Source organism: Actinocorallia aurea, assembly GCF_054783995.1.
On the sequence record NZ_BAAGPQ010000002.1, the window covers coordinates 1148119 to 1166245 of the forward strand.

At 72.9% G+C, this 18127-nt stretch carries 18 protein-coding genes; 2 read left to right on the forward strand and 16 right to left on the reverse strand.

The window, feature by feature from the left end; genetic code table 11:
• Positions 1-8: 8 nt before the first annotated feature.
• The 16 genes from ACYVOM_RS05505 to glmS form a co-directional block, all read right to left on the reverse strand.
• A complete protein-coding gene (locus ACYVOM_RS05505) occupies positions 9-1424 on the reverse strand; it encodes a S41 family peptidase (protein WP_460302106.1) in 1416 nt (471 codons plus the stop codon).
• Positions 1421-2458, reverse strand: coding sequence for an ABC transporter permease (locus ACYVOM_RS05510; protein WP_460302107.1), 1038 nt, complete (start codon positions 2456-2458; stop codon positions 1421-1423). Before ACYVOM_RS05510 ends, ACYVOM_RS05505 begins: the two co-directional genes overlap by 4 nt.
• On the reverse strand, positions 2455-3345 hold the full coding sequence (locus ACYVOM_RS05515; protein WP_460302108.1) for an ABC transporter ATP-binding protein: 891 nt from the start codon (positions 3343-3345) through the stop codon (positions 2455-2457). Before ACYVOM_RS05515 ends, ACYVOM_RS05510 begins: the two co-directional genes overlap by 4 nt.
• Positions 3342-3734: a GntR family transcriptional regulator gene (locus tag ACYVOM_RS05520; RefSeq protein WP_460302109.1), complete on the reverse strand. Its 393-nt coding sequence runs from the start codon at positions 3732-3734 to the stop codon at positions 3342-3344. Before ACYVOM_RS05520 ends, ACYVOM_RS05515 begins: the two co-directional genes overlap by 4 nt.
• A 162-nt stretch (positions 3735-3896) precedes the next feature.
• Complete coding sequence (tsaD, locus tag ACYVOM_RS05525) at positions 3897-4925, reverse strand: tRNA (adenosine(37)-N6)-threonylcarbamoyltransferase complex transferase subunit TsaD (RefSeq protein WP_460302110.1); 1029 nt, start codon at positions 4923-4925, stop codon at positions 3897-3899.
• Positions 4922-5377 (reverse strand): ribosomal protein S18-alanine N-acetyltransferase, encoded by a 456-nt coding sequence (gene rimI, locus ACYVOM_RS05530; RefSeq protein ID WP_460302111.1) that lies wholly within the window; start codon positions 5375-5377, stop codon positions 4922-4924. Before rimI ends, tsaD begins: the two co-directional genes overlap by 4 nt.
• The gene (tsaB, locus tag ACYVOM_RS05535; protein ID WP_460302112.1) at positions 5374-6048 is read right to left on the reverse strand and encodes a tRNA (adenosine(37)-N6)-threonylcarbamoyltransferase complex dimerization subunit type 1 TsaB; all 675 of its coding nucleotides are present in this window, start codon (positions 6046-6048) and stop codon (positions 5374-5376) included. Before tsaB ends, rimI begins: the two co-directional genes overlap by 4 nt.
• Before the next feature lie 27 nt (positions 6049-6075).
• Positions 6076-6744 (reverse strand): hypothetical protein, encoded by a 669-nt coding sequence (locus tag ACYVOM_RS05540; protein WP_460302113.1) that lies wholly within the window; start codon positions 6742-6744, stop codon positions 6076-6078.
• A gap of 152 nt (positions 6745-6896) precedes the next feature.
• Entirely contained in the window at positions 6897-7358 is a 462-nt protein-coding gene (gene tsaE / locus ACYVOM_RS05545) for a tRNA (adenosine(37)-N6)-threonylcarbamoyltransferase complex ATPase subunit type 1 TsaE (RefSeq protein ID WP_460302114.1), read from the reverse strand.
• Positions 7359-7375: 17 nt separating this feature from the next.
• Complete coding sequence (locus ACYVOM_RS05550) at positions 7376-8464, reverse strand: alpha/beta fold hydrolase (RefSeq protein ID WP_460302115.1); 1089 nt, start codon at positions 8462-8464, stop codon at positions 7376-7378.
• Between the two features lie 34 nt (positions 8465-8498).
• Positions 8499-9611, reverse strand: a complete 1113-nt coding sequence (gene alr / locus ACYVOM_RS05555; protein ID WP_460302116.1) for an alanine racemase — start codon at positions 9609-9611, stop codon at positions 8499-8501.
• A gap of 63 nt (positions 9612-9674) precedes the next feature.
• A complete protein-coding gene (locus ACYVOM_RS05560; protein WP_460302117.1) occupies positions 9675-11180 on the reverse strand; it encodes an NAD(P)H-hydrate dehydratase in 1506 nt (501 codons plus the stop codon).
• Positions 11181-11221: 41 nt separating this feature from the next.
• The gene (locus ACYVOM_RS05565) at positions 11222-11575 is read right to left on the reverse strand and encodes a holo-ACP synthase (protein ID WP_460302118.1); all 354 of its coding nucleotides are present in this window, start codon (positions 11573-11575) and stop codon (positions 11222-11224) included.
• 163 nt (positions 11576-11738) lie between these two features.
• Positions 11739-12641: a hypothetical protein gene (locus ACYVOM_RS05570; RefSeq protein ID WP_460302119.1), complete on the reverse strand. Its 903-nt coding sequence runs from the start codon at positions 12639-12641 to the stop codon at positions 11739-11741.
• 103 nt (positions 12642-12744) lie between these two features.
• Positions 12745-13683, reverse strand: coding sequence for a hypothetical protein (locus ACYVOM_RS05575; protein ID WP_460302120.1), 939 nt, complete (start codon positions 13681-13683; stop codon positions 12745-12747).
• Positions 13684-13727: 44 nt separating this feature from the next.
• Entirely contained in the window at positions 13728-15569 is a 1842-nt protein-coding gene (gene glmS / locus ACYVOM_RS05580; RefSeq protein ID WP_460302121.1) for a glutamine--fructose-6-phosphate transaminase (isomerizing), read from the reverse strand.
• Positions 15570-15652: 83 nt separating this feature from the next.
• Between glmS and coaA the strand changes: the two genes are divergently transcribed.
• Positions 15653-16594 (forward strand): type I pantothenate kinase, encoded by a 942-nt coding sequence (gene coaA, locus ACYVOM_RS05585; protein ID WP_460302122.1) that lies wholly within the window; start codon positions 15653-15655, stop codon positions 16592-16594.
• 159 nt (positions 16595-16753) lie between these two features.
• Entirely contained in the window at positions 16754-18022 is a 1269-nt protein-coding gene (locus tag ACYVOM_RS05590; protein ID WP_460302358.1) for an MFS transporter, read from the forward strand.
• Positions 18023-18127: the final 105 nt, after the last annotated feature.

The window sequence follows — 18127 nt, forward strand, 5'->3', positions numbered from 1 at the left end:
AAGTGTCCTCACTCGTGCAGCAGGGTCAAGGCCTTGGCGAGGGCGGGATCGCGCCCGGCGGCCGCGTCCTCGGGTGTCAGGGGCACGTGGTGGTCGGGCGGGACGCCGATCCGGTCGAGCACCTCCCGGTCGGGCCCCAGATGGTGTGCGGCGGGAAAGCTCAGCCTGGTGTTGTCGCTGAGCAGGTACGACCGCGCCGGGCCGGAGATGACCCCGGCGGTCCTGGTCCCCACCAGCAGACCGGCGCGCAGGTCCTTGACGGCGGAGCCGAAGTGCTCGCACGCCGAGGCGCAGCCGCGGTCGGTGAGCACCACGAGCGGCAGGTCGAGCAGAGCGACGGTGTCGTCGGTCCGTGACGCCTCGCACGCCCCGTCGACGGTGCAGAAGTAGGCGGTGACCTTCCCGTGGACGAACGCGCTCACCAGCCGGGTCGCCTCCTTGGGAAGACCGCCGCCGTTGCCGCGCAGGTCCAGCACGACGCCGGTGAGGGAACGGCCGGTGCGCTGCCTGGCGATCTCCTTGAAAACCCTGTCGGCGGAGTCGGGGGTGAACCCGGTCAGGCGCACATAGGCGGTGTCGTCCTCCAGCAGCTTCGACCGCACGACGCGCAGGTCGGCCGGATCCCGCTGGTAGAGGCCGGGCCGCAGCGTGACGCTCCAGCGGCGGCCGGTCGTCTGGCGCAGGAGCCGGAGCCGCACGGGGCGGGCCTGCGGATAGCGCGGGTAGAGGGCGGCGATCGCGGGGGTGGCCTTCCCGTCGATGAACGGCGCCGATCCGTCGATCGACTCGATGACGTCGCCTGGGCGCAGTCCGGCGGCCCGCGCCGCGCCGCCCTCCACGGCGGTGACGAACAGCGGGGCCACGGCGGCTCCGGGATCGGTCCGCGCCTGCGGGCCGGCGACGTTCGCCCGGAGGCCCAGGCCGTAGCCGTCACCGTCGTAGTAGCCGGGAGGCCGCTCGACGCCGTGCTCCCAGTGGGCGTGGTCGTCGCCGAGGGCGGCCACGATGGCTTCGAGGGTGACGACGGCCAGCGCGTCGCGCTGGTCGGGGAAGTGGTCGGTGGTCTTGCGGTAGACGCCTTCGAAGGCCGCCCAGTCGGCTTTCCGGTCGCCGGTCAACGCGGGCATGGTCGCTTCGGGCAGATCGTGTCCGTTGCGGCCGAGCTCCTGGATCAGGGCGATCCATCCGGCGGTCAGCAGTGCGCGGGCGTCCAGCGTGGCGCCGCTGTAGTAGTCGCCGAGGATGCAGAAGTACGCCTGCTCGATCACGTCGATCGTGGTGGCCGTCTCCGGCCCGGGGGCTCCTTGGGGCGGCGCGCAGACCGTGCCGGCCGCTGTGCCGGCCCGGTCGCGCGGCGGTGCCGGTGCCGCGCAGGCCGCCGCCAGGAGGAGGGCGAGCCCGGCCGCCACGGTCCGGGCCGTCATGACAGGCGCCTGCGGATCCACCGGAAGGAGAGCAGGGTGAGGCCGAGGGCGAGCAGGGCGTAGATCCCGGTCTCGATCCACTGCAGGGGCCAGAACCGCTCAAGGGGCTGGTAGGTGGCCTTCTGCCGGTAGCCGAGCCGGTTGATCTCGGCCAGGCACCCCGGCCCGGCCTGCGCCGGCGAGCAGGGCCCCGAGGTGACCGAGACCGGGACCACGCCCTGCTCTCCTGCGTCGGCGATCGTGCGTCCCGACGGATCGACGAGGGCACTGGACAGGACCCAGGCGCCCGTGTGCCCGGGGATCGCCGTCCCCAAGCTCACGGCGAAGACCCCGTCGCGGCCGACGTTGAGGTGGTCGACGTTCTCCTGGACCAGTTCGAAGGTCGAGGTGACGGGCGGGATCAGGTGCGGTCTGGCCAGCAGGGGCATGCCGATCTGGACGACGGCGAAGACGGCCAGGGTGAGGGCCATGGCGGGCAGGGTGCGGCGGACGAGCATCCCCACGGTCACCCCCAGGACGAAGGCGAAGGCCGCATATCCCAGGGGGGCGATCCCCCGCCCGCTGAACACCAGGGGGTCCATGAGCGCGTAGCCCTGCGGCGCGGACCGGTCCAGGGGGCCGGACCACCAGGTCACCGCGACGCCGCTCACTCCCGCGGCGGCGGTGGCGACCAGCCCGGTGAACCCGAGCTTGACCGCCAGCCACCGGGTCCTGGTGATGCTCTGGCTCCACACCAGCAGGTGCGTGCCCGCCTCCAGCTCCCGGGTGATCAGCGGCGCTCCCCAGAAGAGCCCGATCAGGGCGGGCAGGATCAGCACGACGAGGGTGGCGGCCAGGAAGGGGAGCTGGTAGTCGTCGAAGAACCGGTCGTAGAAGTCCGCGCACTCCTCGCCGGGTAGGCAGGAGGCGATCCCGTCGGAGTAGTCGGCGGCCATGCGGGGGCCGGTCAGCAGCAGGACGGCGGCGAGCGCCGCCAGCAGGACGGCCATCGCCACTGCCGCGCCGCGGAACTGGCGCCAGGTCAGCCAGATCATCCCAGGACCTCCAGGTCGGCCCGCCTGCCGACGGTGGTGGACTTGTCCATGTAGGCCAGGACGAGGTCTTCCAGGCTGAGCTCGCTGACGGTCCAGGCGGGATCGAGGATCGGGGCGCGCGTCTGGACGACGAAGGTGCTCTGCCGGTCGGTGTGCCGTGCGGAGACGACGCGCTGGTCGGCGGGCAGGGTGGCGGAGTCGCGGCGCGGGCCGGTGAGCCGGTGGTGCCCGGCCAGGAGGTCGTCGGATCTTCCGGCGACCTGGACCTGCGAGTCGACGAGGACGATCAGGTAGTCGCAGGTCCTTTCCACGTCGGAGACCAGGTGCGAGGACAGCACCACGCTGAGCTCGTGCTCGGCGGTGGCCTCCATCAGGCCCCGCAGGAACTCCCGCCGGGCGAGCGGGTCGAGCGAGGCGACGGGCTCGTCGAGGAGCAGCAGTTCGGGCCGTTTGGCCAGGCCGAGGGTCAGGGCGAGCTGGGCGCGCTGCCCGCCGGACAGCTTGCCCGCCCGGCTCGCGGGATCCAGGCCGAGCCGGGCGATCCGCTCCCGCGCCACCACCTGGTCCCAGCCGGGGTTGAGCCGCTCGCCCAGCCGCAGGTGCTCGGCGATGGTGAGCCCGGAGTAGACGGGGGTGTCCTGGGCGACGAATCCGACCTTGGCCAGCTGCGCCGGGTCGTCGGCAGGGGGGCCGCCGAGGACGGTGATGGTGCCCACCGTCGGTTCCAGCCGGCCTGCGGCCAGTTTCAGCAGGGTCGTCTTGCCGGCTCCGTTGGGGCCGACCAGCCCGACGACGTGCCCCGCCGGTATGTCGATGGTGCAGTCCCGCAGCGCCCATCGTTTCCGGTACTTCTTGCCCAGCCCTCGGGCCTGTAGAACAGCGGTCACGCTATGTCCTCCTGAGCGGCGGTCCGAAACGTGGTCATGAACAGGGCCTCGATGCTCTCGTCGTCGAGGCCGGCCAGGCGGGCCTCGGCCAGCCAGCGCCGCAGGTCCCGGCGCAGCGGGCCGTGCGCCGCCAGGGAGGCGTCGGTGAGCGTCCTCGTCACGAACGTCCCGACCCCCTGCCGGGCGGACACCAGGCCCTCGTGTTCGAGCTCCCGGTAGGCCTTGAGCACCGTGTTGGGGTTGATCGCCAGGTGCGCCACGACCTCCTTGACGGTCGGCAGCTGGTCGCCCTCGCGCAGCAGACCGAGCCGCAGAGCCCGCCGTACCTGCTGGACCAGCTGCAGGTACGGCGAGACGCCTGATCTGCCGTCCAGATGGAACTCGATCACCGGTTCTCCATTTATCTAGTCTCATAGCACTATAGGTATTTAGATGTTAAGTGATCATAAGGATCCTGCGATGATCCGCGCCGCTACAGCACCGCGACAGAAAAAGGCCCGGCCGCGGTCATGAGACCGCGGCCGGGCACCGAGTGGAACGTGGGACAGGGGTCAGAGGCGGACCGTCGTCACCGGGAGGGAGGAGTCGGCCGGGATGTCCAGGCGGGAGTCCTCCAGGCCGGAGGCGACGAGTTCGGCGCCCAGGGCCGCGACCATGGCGCCGTTGTCGGTGCAGAGGCCCGGCCTCGGGACGCGGAGGCGGATGCCCGCCTTCTCGCAGCGTTGGGCGGCCATCTCGCGGAGGCGGGAGTTCGCGGCCACGCCGCCGCCGATCTGCAGGTGGTCGACGCCGTTGTCCTTGCAGACCGCGATGGCCTTCCGGGTGAGGACGTCGACGACGGCCTCCTGGAAGGACGCGGCGACGTCGGCCACCGGCACGGACTCGCCGGCCCGCTCCTTGGCCTCCACCCAGCGCGCGACGGCCGACTTCAGGCCGGAGAAGGAGAAGTCGTAGGTGCCGTCGTCGATCTTGCCGCGCGGGAAGGCGATCGAGCGCGGGTCGCCCTCCCGGGCCCTGCGGTCGATGATCGGGCCGCCGGGGAAGCCCAGGTCGAGGACCCGGGCCACCTTGTCGAACGCCTCGCCCGCCGCGTCGTCGACGGTCGAGCCGAGCGAGCGGACGTCGCGGGCCACGTCGGGCACCAGCAGCAGCGAGGAGTGGCCGCCGGAGACCAGCAGCGACACGCACGGCTTGGGCAGCGGCCCGTGCTCCAACTGGTCGACCGCCACATGGGCGGCCAGGTGGTTCACGCCGTACAGCGGCTTGCCGAGCGCGAGGGCGTAGGCCTTGGCGGCGGCGACGCCGACCATCAGCGCGCCCGCGAGCCCGGGACCCGCGGTGACGGCGATCGCGTCGAGATCGGCCAGGGACACCCCGGCCTCGGCCAGCGCCCGGTCGATCGTCGGGGTCATCGCCTCCAGGTGGGCGCGGCTGGCGACCTCCGGCACGACCCCGCCGAAGCGGACGTGCTCGTCGACGCTGGAGGCCACGGTGTCGGCCAGAAGGGTGTGCCCGCGGACGATGCCGATACCGGTCTCGTCGCAGGAGGTCTCGATGCCCAGCACCAGGGGTTCGGTCACGGCTCGTCCCTCCGCATCATGATCGCGTCCACTCCGGACGGCTGGTAGTAGCGCTTGCGCACGCCGATCCGGACGAAGCCAAACTTCTCGTACATCTTCTGGGCCGGCTCGTTGTCGGCGCGGACCTCCAGGAAGACCCGGCGGCAGCCGCGCCGGGCCGCCTCGGCCAGCAGCTCGGTGAGCAGCGCGGCGCCCAGGCCGCGGCCCTGGCTGGCGGCGGACACGCCGATCGTCTGCACGTCGCCGTCCCCGGCCACGGCGGCCAGGCCCGCGTAGCCGACGACCCGGCCCGCCTCCTCCAGCACGATGTAGTGCCGGGTGTCGGGCATCGCGGCGAGCTCTTCGAGGAGCATGCCCTCGGTCCAGGACTCGTCGCCGAACAGCTCGTGCTCCAGCACCATCGCCGCGGGCAGGTCCGCGGTCGACATGGGCCGGATCTTCGCGTCGGTCACTGGCTCGCCTTCTTCCGTGCGCCGATCTCCTGGGCGTCGGGGCGGCGCAGGTAGAGCGGCTCGGGCGCCAGCAGCGGCAGCCCTGGGCGGCCCGACAGCCGCGCGATGGCGATCTCCGCTATCGCGCCCGCCGAGGGCAGCACCGGATCGTTTTCGCCGGGGCTCCCCGAGAACGCCGCGGCGTACAGCGCGGCGCCTTCGCCGATCACGGGCAGGTCCCAGAGCGCGGCGTCGGCGGCGGGGCCGACCGACGGTTCGCTCACCCGTCTGTCGAAGGAGTCGTAGCGCGCCCAGTAGACCTCTTTGCGGCGCGCGTCGGAGGCCACCACGAACGGCTGGGTGCGGCGGCTCTCCCACGCGATCGCGTCCAGCGTGCAGACCCCGTGGACGGGGATGCGCAGCGCGTTGCCCAGGGCGTCGGCCGTCGCGAGGCCCACCCGCAGGCCCGTGTAGGGCCCTGGGCCGACTCCGACGGCGATCGCGTCGAGATCACCGGGCGACGCCCCGGCCTCGGCGAGGACGCGGGAGATCGACGGGGAGAGGACCTCGGCGTGGCGCTGCCGGTCCACCCCGGTGACGGCCGCGACGGAGCGGGCCGCGCCGCCGGGGAACCACTCGTAGAGCGCGGCGGTGACCGCCGAGGTCGCGGTGTCGAAAGCCAGTACCAGCACGACCGTCAAGCCTATACGGCGGTCGGGTCAGGCCGATCCCATCTTCTTGATCGCCTCGACCGCCTTGGCGGCGACGTCGGTGGCCCCGTCCACGCAGTCGTCCTGCGCGAGCGGCGTGTCGTCGTCCTTGCTGCCGCCGTAGGTGACGGTCACGAGGACGTTGCCGACCCGGGCGTTGACGACGGCCTGGGAGAAGGCGCTCTCGGTGAGGTACAGCACATAGGCCTGGTCGCCGACTTCGTCCAGGTCGTCGAAGGAGCGCTGGCGCTGGCCGGGCAGGAGGTTGTCGCCCGCCTTGTCGGCGTCGTGCTCGGTGCCGAAGGTCTCCTCGGCGCCGGCGATCGGGTCGGCGCCGGAGACGGAGCGCAGCTCCAGCGTCAGCTCGCGGGGGTCATCGCCGAGCCCGACGTCGCCCCAGGCGCAGCGGACCGAGGTGGCGGTGTCCGTGGCGGTCGCCGGGGTCGGCTCGCTGCCGGGGACGAGCCGCGCGGGGGCGTCGGCGAGGATGCCGCACGGGTCCGGCGGGCCTTCGAGGGGGACGAACCCACCCTTCTCGCCCCCCGACGGGTCGGCCTGCTGGCCGATGCCGGGCGCCAGCCGCGTCTCGTCGCTCTTCGCGTTACGCAGGATGAACAGACCGGCTATCGCACAGACCACGAGCACGCCTGTGAGCGCCCCGGCGAGCAGGATCGCCATGCTCCGCTCAGACCCGGTGCTTCTTCGCCTCTGACCACCCACTGGAGGACTCCTATACCCGTCTCGTCCCGGGAAAGTGCGCTCTTACCAAAGATGTTCGCTAGAGGTTACGGCACACAAACGAGAAACTGCGAGTACCAGGGCATATCTATCTAATCTGGAACGATCCCGTTCAAGTCGGACCCCGCCCAGCGGGCCCCCACGCCCGTGATCTCCACGACGCGGGACTCGGTGTCGCCGAGGCGGCTCATCCGCACCTCCAGGCGGTCCTCCGACAGCCCCTCGACCAGTCCCTCACCCCACTCCACGACGGTGACCGCGTCGGCGAGCTCGGCGTCCAGGTCGAGATCGTCGACCTCCGCGAACCCGCCGAGCCGGTAGGCGTCCACGTGGACCAGCGGCGGCCCCTCCGCGAGCGACGGGTGCACCCGCGCGATGACGAACGTGGGCGAAGTCACCGGGCCGCGCACGCGCAGCCCCTCGCCGATGCCCCGCGTGAGCGTGGTCTTGCCCGCGCCCAGGCCGCCCGTCAGCACCACGAGGTCGCCCGCGCGCAGCAGCCCGCCCAGGGCCAGCCCCAGGGCGTGCATCCGCTCGGCAGTCTCGATCTCCACCGCTCCTCCTTCTGCGCTCACGCCGTCCGCTCCTCCTGCGCGGGGCCCTCGGCGGCCCTGAGGGCGAGCGCCCGGACCGCCGCGGTGACCCGCGCGTGGTGCTCCATCGGCAGCAGGTGCCCCGCGGGCTCGACGGCCAGGTACTCCACGTCCGAAAGGCCCGCCGCGATCTCCGCGCCGTGCTGGGCCGGGGTCAGCAGATCGGCGCTGCCCGTCATCACCAGCGCCGGGATCCCGTCCAGGACGGCCAGGGCGGCGCGCTTGTCGTGCCCGATCAGGGTCGGGTAGAACTCCGCGATCACCTCGAACGGCGTCGCCCTGATCATCCGCTCCACGAAGTCCACCACCGTCGGGCTGATCGTCCGGTCCGCGAAGCCCATCCGGCGGATCACCCAGAACGCGAGGTCGGCGCCGATCTTGCGGGAGGAGTCCACCAGCGCCCCGCGGCGGCCGAGCCCCCGGATCACCCGCGGCGCGATCGGGCGCGCCGCCTTGGCCAGGACCAGCGGCAGCCCGAGCGTCATCTGCTGGATGTCGCCCATCGAGGTGTTGATCAGCGCGACGCCGCGCACCCGGACGCCGAACTCCTCGGGATGGCGCTCGGCGAACGCCATCACCGTCATGCCGCCCATGGAGTGGCCGACGAGCACCACGGGCTCGTCCGGGCGGACCGTCGCGCGCAGCACCGCGGCGAGGTCGGCGCCGGTCTGGTCGATGGTCGCGCGGCGCGGATCGCTGCGCCCCGACCTGCCGTGGCTGCGCTGGTCCCAGGCGACCCGGCGGAACCCCGTGAGGTCGCGCCGCTGGTAGTGCCAGGTGTGCAGGTCGAGGCAGTAACCGTGGCAGAAGACCAGGGTCGGCGTGCCGGGAGGCGGCGGGATCTCCGGCTCCTCGATCTCTACGTACAAGGGCAGGCCGTCGTCGGCCAGGACGGTCAGCGCGTCGCCGCGCGGCCGTCCGAACGGCTCGGCGGCCTCCGGGTCCGGCTGGGCGCCGACCCGGCCGACCGCGTACTGGCGGACCGCCACGGCCGCGCCCAGCCCTGCCGCGCCCAACCCGGCGACGGCTCCGGCGATGCCGAGCCTTCTCTTGCTCCGTCCGTCCAAGTCGTCCTCCCAGCGGGGATCGGGGTGCGGCGGTTCAGGTGGTGTGGACGCGCGGGACCCGGCCGCCGAGACGGGTCACTATCTCGTAGGACACCGTGCCGACCGCGTCCGCCCAGTCGATCGCGGTCGCCTCGCCGCGGTCGCCGGGGCCGAACAGGACGACCTCGTCTCCTTCGGCGACCGGATCGTCGCCGACGTCCAGGACGAACTGGTCCATGCAGACCCGTCCGGCGATCTTGCGGCGACGGCCCGCGGCCAGCACCTCCAGCACGTTGCTGCCCGCGCGCGGGACCCCGTCGGCGTACCCGGCGGGGACCAGGGCGACGGTCGTCTCCCTGTCGGTCGTGTACAGGTGGCCGTAGGAGACGCCCGAGCCCGCCGGGACGCGCTTGGCGACCGTCACCGTGGAGACGAGGGTCATCGCGGGCCGCAGGCCCGGGTCGGGCAGGGCCGGCGCGGGGTTCAGGCCGTAGATCGCGATGCCCGGCCGGACGAGGTCCCACCGGGTCTCCGGCAGGTGCAGGGCCGCCGAGGAGTTCGCCAGGTGCCGCAGCTCGGGCCGCACTCCGGCGCGCTCGGCGTAGCCGACCATCTCCGCGAAGGCCGCGGTCTGCCGCGCCACCGACGGGTGCTCCGGCTCGTCGGAGCAGGCCATGTGCGACCAGATCCCGATGATCCGGACGGCGCCCTCGGCCTCCGCCTTCAGCGCGGCCTCCACCAGGGCGGGCCAGCCCTCCCGGGTCTGCCCGCCGCGCGACATCCCCGTGTCGGCCTTCAGATGGACGCGCGCGGGCTCGCCGACCGCCGCTGCCGCCGCGGCGACCTCGCCGACCAGCCGGACCGAGCCGACGCCCAGGTCCACCCGGCCCGCGATCGCCGCGGCCAGATCGGTGCCGGGCGGGACGACCCCGGCCAGCACCGGGGCGGTGATCCCCGCCGCGCGCAGCGCCAGCGCCTCGTGCGCGAACGCCACACCGAGCCAGGACGCGCCGGCCTCCAGCGCCGCCATCGCCACCGGGACGGCCCCGTGCCCGTAGGCGTCGGCCTTGACCATCGCCATCACGGGCCGGCCCGCGACCTCGGCGAGCAGCCGCACATTGTCCCCGATGGCCGAGAGGTCGACCAGCGCGCGCGTCGGATGCGTCATGGTCCCCCAGTCTGCCGCACCCGGCGGCCCGCTCGGACAAGACCGCGCGGGGGTCGGCGCAGCTCAGGGCAGTTGCGCGAACGCCTCGGGCAGCGCGGCCAGGACGTCCTCGGCGGTGATCGGGGCGGGCGCGAGCCCGCGCCGGGGGGCGGCGGCGATGCGCGCGGCGAGTCCGTGCAGGTGGGCGGCCCACGCGCCCGCGTCGGCCGCCGCGACGCCCTGGGCGAGCAGCGCCCCGGCCAGGCCCGACAGAACGTCTCCGGAGCCCGCCGTCGCCAGCCAGGGCGTCCCTGTGAGATTCGCCCGCACCGGCCCGTCCGGGTCGGCGACGAGCGTCGTGGAGCCCTTGAGCAGGACCGTGACGCCGAGCTCGGCCGCCGCGGCGCGCACGTGGCCGAGCCTGCCCGCCTCGATCTCGGCGCGGTCGGCGCCCGTCAGCCGGGACAACTCGCCCGCGTGCGGGGTGAGGAGGGTCGGGGCCGGGCGGTCCAGGAGGGCGCGGCGCTCCGCTGCCGGGAGGCGGGCGAGGACGGTGAGCCCGTCGGCGTCCACCAGAACCGGGACGCCGGTGCGCAGGACCGCCTCGACCAGGCGTTCCCCGCGCTCGTCCACGCCGAGGCCGGGCCCGACGACCCACGCCTGGACGCGCCCGACGGCCTCCAGGTCGGGCTCGGCGTCGTCCGGCAGGACCGTCGTGACGGTCTCCGGCCAGCGGGCGTCCACCAGGCCGACCACCCGCTCGGCGGACGCGAAGCGGACCATGCCCGCGCCGCCGCGCAGCGCCGCGCCGACCGACAGCAGCGCGGCCCCGGTGAACCGCGCGCCGCCCGCGATCACGCCGACGACGCCGCGCCGGTACTTGTCGGTCTCCGCGGCAGGGCGCGGCGGCCGCACGTCGAACGTGGACGGGGCCACGACCGACGGCTCGGGGAGATCGGCGAGCCCGATGTCGATCAGTTCGACGACCCCCGCGTGCTCGGCCCCGGGGTCGATGAGCAGACCTGGCTTGAGCGTGCCGAACGTGACCGTCACGTCCGCCCGCACCGCCTCTCCCGCCACCTCGCCGGTGTCGGCGTCCACGCCGCTCGGGATGTCGCACGCCACCACGGCGGCGTCCTCGGGCAGGGCGGCTACGAGCGCCCCGTACAGGCCGCGCAGGGCGCCCCGTCCGCCGATGCCGGTAAGGCCGTCGATCACCAGGTCGGTGCCTTCGAACTCGTCCTCGGCTCCCGAAGCCAGCAGGGATTCCAGGGCGGCGTGCTCCAGTACGCGGCCTCCGGCGGCCCGTAGATCGGCGAGCCCTTCGGGATGTGCCTTCGGGGCGGCCAGCGCGGCCGTAACGCGGGCTCCCCTGCGGGCCAGCCTCGCGCCCGCGTACAGCGCGTCGCCCCCGTTGTCGCCGCTGCCGACGAGCAGCAGCACCCGGGAGCCGTAGAGGCGGCCGAGGAGCTGCGCGCACACGGCGGCGAGCCCCGCCGCGGCCCGCTGCATCAGCGTCCCCTCCGGCAGCCTCGCCATGAGCGCCGCCTCAGCGGCCCTGACCTCGTCCACCGCGTGCGCGTGCCGCACCGCCGCCTCCTCGCTAAGGGTCTCCCGGGCGTCCTACCCGCTCAGCCCGCCTCCGCGATCACCATGGCGGTCGCGATTCCACCGTCGTGGCTCAACGACACATGCCACGCGGTGATCCCCAGCGGATCGGCGACCGCCGAGATCGTGCCCTCGACGTGCAGCGACGGCCTGCCGGAGGCGTCCCGGCGGATCTCCGCGTCGGTCCACAGCAGCCCGCCCGGCGCCCCCAGCGCCTTGGCCAGCGCCTCCTTGGCCGCGAACCGCGCCGCCAGCGACCGCACCGGCAGCCCCCGCTCGGCCTCGGTGAACAGCCGCTCGGCCAGCTTCGGCGTCCGCTCCAGCGCCGCCCCAAACCGCGCCACGTCCACCACGTCGATCCCCACGCCCACGATCACCCGGCGAGCTTATCGGCGGAGGCACTGGCTCATCGGGGAGACACTGGGCCTACCGAGGGCTAACGCCGGTCTGCGGCGGGACGGGCCGCCGTGCCGAGGCGCCGTGCGAGGCGCCGTGCGGTCAGTGATGGTGGAAGCGGCGAATGGGTCGCCGGGCCTCCGGCTACGCGGCCCGGCGGCGCCGTCGGGCGGTGAGCGTGAGCGCGCCGGCGGCGAGGACGAGGTCGAAGGCGAGGCCGTAGGGCCAGACCGCCGTCAGGCCCTCTCCGCCCGGCGTCCCCTCGTCGAGGGCGGCCGCCTCGTTGTACTCGTCGTAGGCCACAGGGACGGACTTCACGTCGCGGACGGCGAAACTGAGAACGGTCAGCAGGTCGAGGTCCGGTTCCCGCTGGTGGCAGCGCTCGAAGGCCAGGCCGGGCCCGGACGGCTCGCACAGCATCAGGTTGTCCTCCCTCGGCACCGCGTCGGCGAGGACGACGACCGGGTTCGGCGCGAGCAGCCACCAGGCTCGCGGGCCGTACAGGTCGTCCGGCAGGGCCAGCAGGCTCACCGCGTAGGCGATCCACGTGCCGAAGACGAGGCCGAAGACCGTCAACGATGACACCACGACCGTCCAGACGGCCCGTCCCGCCACCGCCGCGCAGTACGTGACGAGCGCGCAGACCACGCCGAGGAGCAGGAGCGCCACCGCCAGGGCGACCAGGACCCGGACCGGGTCGGCGCCCCCCGCGAACGCGGGGTAGGCCACGAACGGGAGGGCGAGCGCCAGCAGCAGCGCCCCGACGCCCCAGTCGGCCAGGAACCCGCCGAGCACGCTCCCGGCCGGCCGCCCCGCCGCTCGCGCGCTGAGCGCGGGCGTCACGAGCATGATCAGCGGAGGGACCAGGACCATCAGGCCCCCGAACGCCGCGCGATCCGGGTTGAGGATCCCTCCCTCGAACAGTTCGTAGAGGGCGACGGTGAGCAGCCCGACGACCAGGGTCCAGGCGGCGAACAGCGCCCGCCAGCGCCAGGTGCGCGCCCTCGCGCGGAACTCCTGCCCGGCCACCGAAAGCACGGTCTCCACGCGCGGTCTCCCTTCGCGGGGCCCGTCCCGGCCGCCGAAGCCCCTTGACAGCGGTAGACGCCAACGGAACGGGAGAAGTTGCCGCACTCCGGCCGAACCGGGCTCAGGGGGCCGGAACTCCCGGCTCGACGGCCTTCGCGGACCGTCGCGCCCGCCGGATCGTCACCGCGACGGCCGCGGCGGCCAGGACCAGGTGGAAGCCGAACCCGTAGGGCCAGACGGGGCCGGGCCGCGGCGGTTCCTGCCCCCGGACGAAGGGCTCATACGACCGGTGCCCGTCGCTCACCCTGTCCCGGGCCCATTCGCCGACCTCTCCGAGCACGTCGAACGGGGCCATCTCGCGCTGGCAGAGCGGCTCGTCGAACTTCCCCGGGGGATAGCAGTACAAAGAGGAGCTGAGGCGAGGGGTCGCGTCGGCGACCACCACGAGCGGACTGGCGGTGAGCACCCACCAGCCGCGGCGCTCGTTCTCCCCCGGCCCGAGCGTCGACACGCTCGAGTAGCCGACCACGGTGCCGAAGAGCAGCCCGAGCACCGCCAGGCAGGACGCCGCCGCCCCGGGCAGGGCCTGGGACACCGTGCAGACCACGCCGATGAGCAGGGCCGTCACCGACAGCGCGACCAGGGCGGCGGGCGCCCCGACGTCGCCGGTGAACACGGGCGACGCCGCGAAGGGCACCGCTACGGCGAGGACCACCAGGCCCGCGCCCCAGGCGGCCAGCAGCTCGCCCAGGGCGTTCTCAGCCGGGGTGAGGGAGGGCGTGTCCACGCGATCGCCGGGCCGCGCCGTCCCCAAGGGTGCGATCAGCAGTGTCCCCACGAGGACGACGCACATCAGCGTCCCGAAGACGCCGACGCCCGCGCCCTCCCGTCCCGCGAAGCCCCACCAGGCCGCGGCCGCGGCGAGCCCCATGAACACGGCCCAGCCGAGGAGCAGCCGCCTCCAGCGGCGGGTGCGCACCCTGGAGCGGACGTCGCTCCCCGCGACCAGCAGTACGCCCCGGACGCCCGACATGAAGGCCCGCCCTCCCGTGGAGATCACCACCGTAGCGGGTCATCTCCCGGGAGAGCGAGATGAGTTGCGACTTATTCGACCGTGACGGACTTGGCCAGGTTGCGGGGCTGGTCGACGTCGTGGCCCTTGGCCGTGGCCAGCTCGCAGGAGAACACCTGGAGCGGGATCGTGGTGACCAGCGGCTGGAGCAGCGTCGGCACCGCCGGGACCTCGATCAGCGTGTCCGAGTACGGCGCGACGGTCTCGTCGCCCTCCTCGGCGATGACGATCGTGCGGGCGCCCCGGGCCCGGATCTCCTGGATGTTGGAGACGATCTTGTCGTGCAGCACGGCGCGGGCGCGCGGCGGCACCACCACGATCACCGGCAGGCCGTTCTCGATGAGCGCGATCGGCCCGTGCTTCAGCTCGCCCGCCGCGAAGCCCTCGGCGTGCATGTAGGCGAGCTCCTTGAGCTTCAGCGCGCCCTCCAGCGCCACCGGGTAGCCCACGTGGCGGCCGAGGAACAGCACCGACTTCTCGTCGGCGAGGGAGCGGGCCAGCTCGCGCACCGGCTCCATGGTCTCCAGGACCTTCTCCACCTTCTCCGGCATGGAGCCGAGGAGCTGGACCATGGCGAAGACCTCGTCGCCCCACTTGGTGCCGCGCACCTGCGCGATGTACAGGGCGATCAGGTAGACCGCGACGAGCTGGGTCAGGAACGTCTTGGTGGCCGCGACGCCGACCTCGGGACCGGCGTGGGTGTACAGGACGCCGTCGCACTCGCGCGGCATCGTCGAGCCGTTGACGTTGCAGATGCACAGCACGCGGGCCTTCTGCTCGCGCGCGTGCCGGACCGCCATGAGCGTGTCCATCGACTCGCCCGACTGGGAGATCGCGATCACCAGGGTGGTCTTGGTGAGGATCGGGTCGCGGTAGCGGAACTCGCTGGCCAGCTCCACCTCGCACGGCACCCCGGCCCAGTGCTCGATCGCGTACTTGGCGATCATGCCCGCGTGGTAGGACGTGCCGCACGCGATGATGATGATCTTGTCGATCTCGCGGAGCTGCTCGTCGGTGATGTGCATCTCGTCGAGGTGCAGGCGGCCGTCCGCGCCGACCCGGCCCAGCAGGGTGTCGGCGACGGCGCGCGGCTGCTCGGCGATCTCCTTGAGCATGAACGCGTCGTAGCCGCCCTTCTCGGCGGCCGACACGTCCCAGTCGACGTGGTACTCGCGGACGTCGGCGGGCCGCCCGTCGTAGTCGGTGACGGTGACGCCCTCGCGGCGCAGCTCCACCACCTGGTCCTGGCCCAGCTCGATCGCGTCGCGGGTGTGCTCGATGAACGCCGCGACGTCGGAGGCCAGGAAGTTCTCGCCCACGCCCTTGCCGACGACCAGGGGCGAGTTCCGGCGCGCCCCGACGACCACGTCCGGGTCCTGGGCGTCGACGGCGACGAGGGTGTAGGCGCCCTCCAGGCGGCGGCAGACGCGGCGCATGGCCTCGGCCAGCCCGTGCTCGGCCACTTCGTCTTCCAGGAGGTGCGCGACGACCTCGGTGTCGGTCTCCGAGAGGAAAGCGTGCCCGCGCTCGGTCAGCTCGGCGCGCAGCGTGGCGAAGTTCTCGATGATTCCGTTGTGGATCACCGCGACCCGGCCGACGCAGTCGACGTGCGGGTGCGCGTTCGCGTCGGTCGGCGCGCCGTGGGTGGCCCACCGGGTGTGCCCGAGCCCGACCGTGGAGGCGGGCGGGGGCTCCTCCTCCAGCACCTTGCGGAGGTTGATCAGCTTGCCGGCCTTCTTGGCCGTCGCGAGCCGCCCCTCCACGACGAGCGCGATGCCCGCCGAGTCGTATCCCCGGTACTCAAGCCGCGCCAGTCCGTCAACGACGACCTGTTCGGCCTGCTGACCACCGACGTAACCCACGATTCCGCACATGAAGGCCACACTATCTGTCGATCCGACAAAGACTGGAGCCCGCCGACCCGCGTCGGCGACCCCCCTCGTTACCCTCGTCACCCATGAACGCGCCCTGGGAACCGATCCCGAGCCCCTACGTCGAGTTCTCCCGGGAGGCATGGAGGCAACTCAGGGCGAACACGCCGCTCACCCTCACCGAAGCCGACCTCGACGAGGTGCGGGGCCTGCGCGACCCCATCGGCATCGACGAGGTCGAGGACGTCTACCTGCCGATGACCCGGCTCCTGAACCTCTTCTTCACCGGGGACAGCGGCCTGCGCGACGCCCTCAGCACCTTCCTCAACGAGTCGGTGCGGCCCACCCCGTTCATCATCGGCGTGGCGGGAAGCGTCGCCGTAGGCAAGTCGACCGTGGCGCGGCTCCTCCAGGCGCTGCTCGCGCGCTGGCCCGAGCACCCCCGGGTCGAACTCGTCACGACCGACAACTTCCTCTACCCGAACGCCGAACTGCTGCGGCGCGGGCTGATGACCCGCAAAGGCTTCCCCGAGTCTTACGACCGGCGGGCCCTGCTGCGGTTCATCTCCCGGATCAAGGCAGGGGCCAAGGAGCAGACGATCCCCGTCTACTCCCATCTGGAATACGACATCGTCAAGGACCAGAGGCAGACCGTCCGGACCCCCGACATCCTGATCTTCGAGGGCATCAACGTCCTCCAGGTGCCGCCGACGGGGTCGCTCAGCGTCTCGGACTACTTCGACTTCTCGATCTACGTCGACGCCAAGGTCGAGCACATCCGCGAGTGGTACGTGGAGCGCTTCCTCGCGCTGCGCCGCACCCGCTTCTCCGACCCGCGCTCCTACTTCCACGCGCAGGCCCGGGCGCAGAGCGATCCGGAGGCCGTCGCGTTCGCCCGGGAGATCTGGCGCGAGACCAACGAGCGGAACCTCACCGAGAACATCCTCCCCACCCGCGCCCGCGCGACCCTGGTCATGCACAAGGGGCCCGACCACGCCGTCCAGCGCATCCGCCTGCGGCGGATCTAGCCCGTCTCCCACCCCTGGGACGGCTCCCGCGGACGGCCCTTGGCCGGGCCCTTCCCCCTCTGCCTTCTACGACGCGACCAGCCGGAAAAAGGTTGGCGTCCTGCGCTGCCGTCTTGCTACGAAGGACGGATGGCCGAGGCAGTCGAGGGCGTCGAGAAGATCACGGAACCGCAGGACAGGGCAGGTGTCCGGCGTGCCCTGTCCCCGCTGCGGACCCCCGCGTACCGGCCGCTGATCGCCTCGGTGGCCCTGTCGCTCGGCGCGGCGGGCATGTGGGCGGTCGTGCTGGTCTTCCAGGTGATCGCGATCAGCGACAGCGCGCTGGCGCTGTCGGCGGTCGCGCCGGGGCTGACCGCGGGCATGCTGGTGTTCTCGCTGGCCGGGGGCATCGCCGCCGACCGGCTGTCCAAGCGCGTGGTGCTCGTGGCGGTGCAGGCCCTCAACACGGCGGCCACCGCGGCGATCGCCGTACTGTCGGCCGCGGGCATGATCCAGCTCTGGCACCTCGGCGTGGCGTCGGTCGTGCTCGGCGCGGCCTCGGCGTTCTACTACCCGGCTTACACGGCCTACCTTCCGTCGATCCTGCGCGAAGGCGACCTCCTGGCCGCCAACGGCCTCGAAGGCGCCCTGCGCCCGGCCCTCCAGCAGGCGGGCGGCCCCGCCCTGGCCGGAATCCTGGTCGGCGCCCACTCCCCGACCGCCGGAGCCGTGATCGTCACCGCCCTGTACGCGGCGGCCTTCGCCCTGGTCCTCTTCCTCCCGAAGGAGGCTCCGCCGAAGCCCGCGGAAGCGGAGACCGGAAAACCGAGCGTCTTCGGCGAACTGCGCGAGGGCTTCACCTTCACCCGCCGCACCCCCTGGCTCCTGTGGACGCTGCTCTTCGCGTGCCTGACGGTCATGGTCGTCATGGGCCCGGTGGACGTCCTGCTCCCGTTCCTCGCCCGCGACTCCTTCGCCGACGGCGAGCGCGTGTACGGCCTCCTCCTGACGGCCTTCGGCACCGGCGCCGTCCTGGGCTCCCTGGCGGTGTCCTCCTGGCGCCTCCCCCGCCGCTACCTGACGACGATGATCCTCGGCTGGGGCCTCGGCAACCTCCCCCTCGCCGTCCTCGGCTACACCGACTCCTTCTGGCTCATGGCCGCCGGCCTCTTCATCGCGGGCCTGACCGACGGAGCCTGCATGGTCATCTGGGGCACCCTCCTCCAACGCCGGGTCCCCCCGCACATGCTCGGCCGCATAGCCAGCCTCGACTTCTTCGTCTCCCTGGCCTTCCTCCCCTTGTCCATCGCCCTGACCGGCCCCCTCTCCGAAGTCGTCCCCGTCCCCACGATCTTCCTCTTCGCGGGCCTACTGCCCCCCGTCTTCGCAGTGATCTCCGTCATCGCCGGCCGCCTCCCCACCGACGAAAAGACCCACCCCCTGACCTGACAGCCCAGGCGACCTTCCATGGTCTTCGAGCCGGTTCACCTCGGACGCCGCGCGCCAGCCGCCGCTCCTTCGCTGCACCGCCACATCCCCTCGGAAAGGGGACCC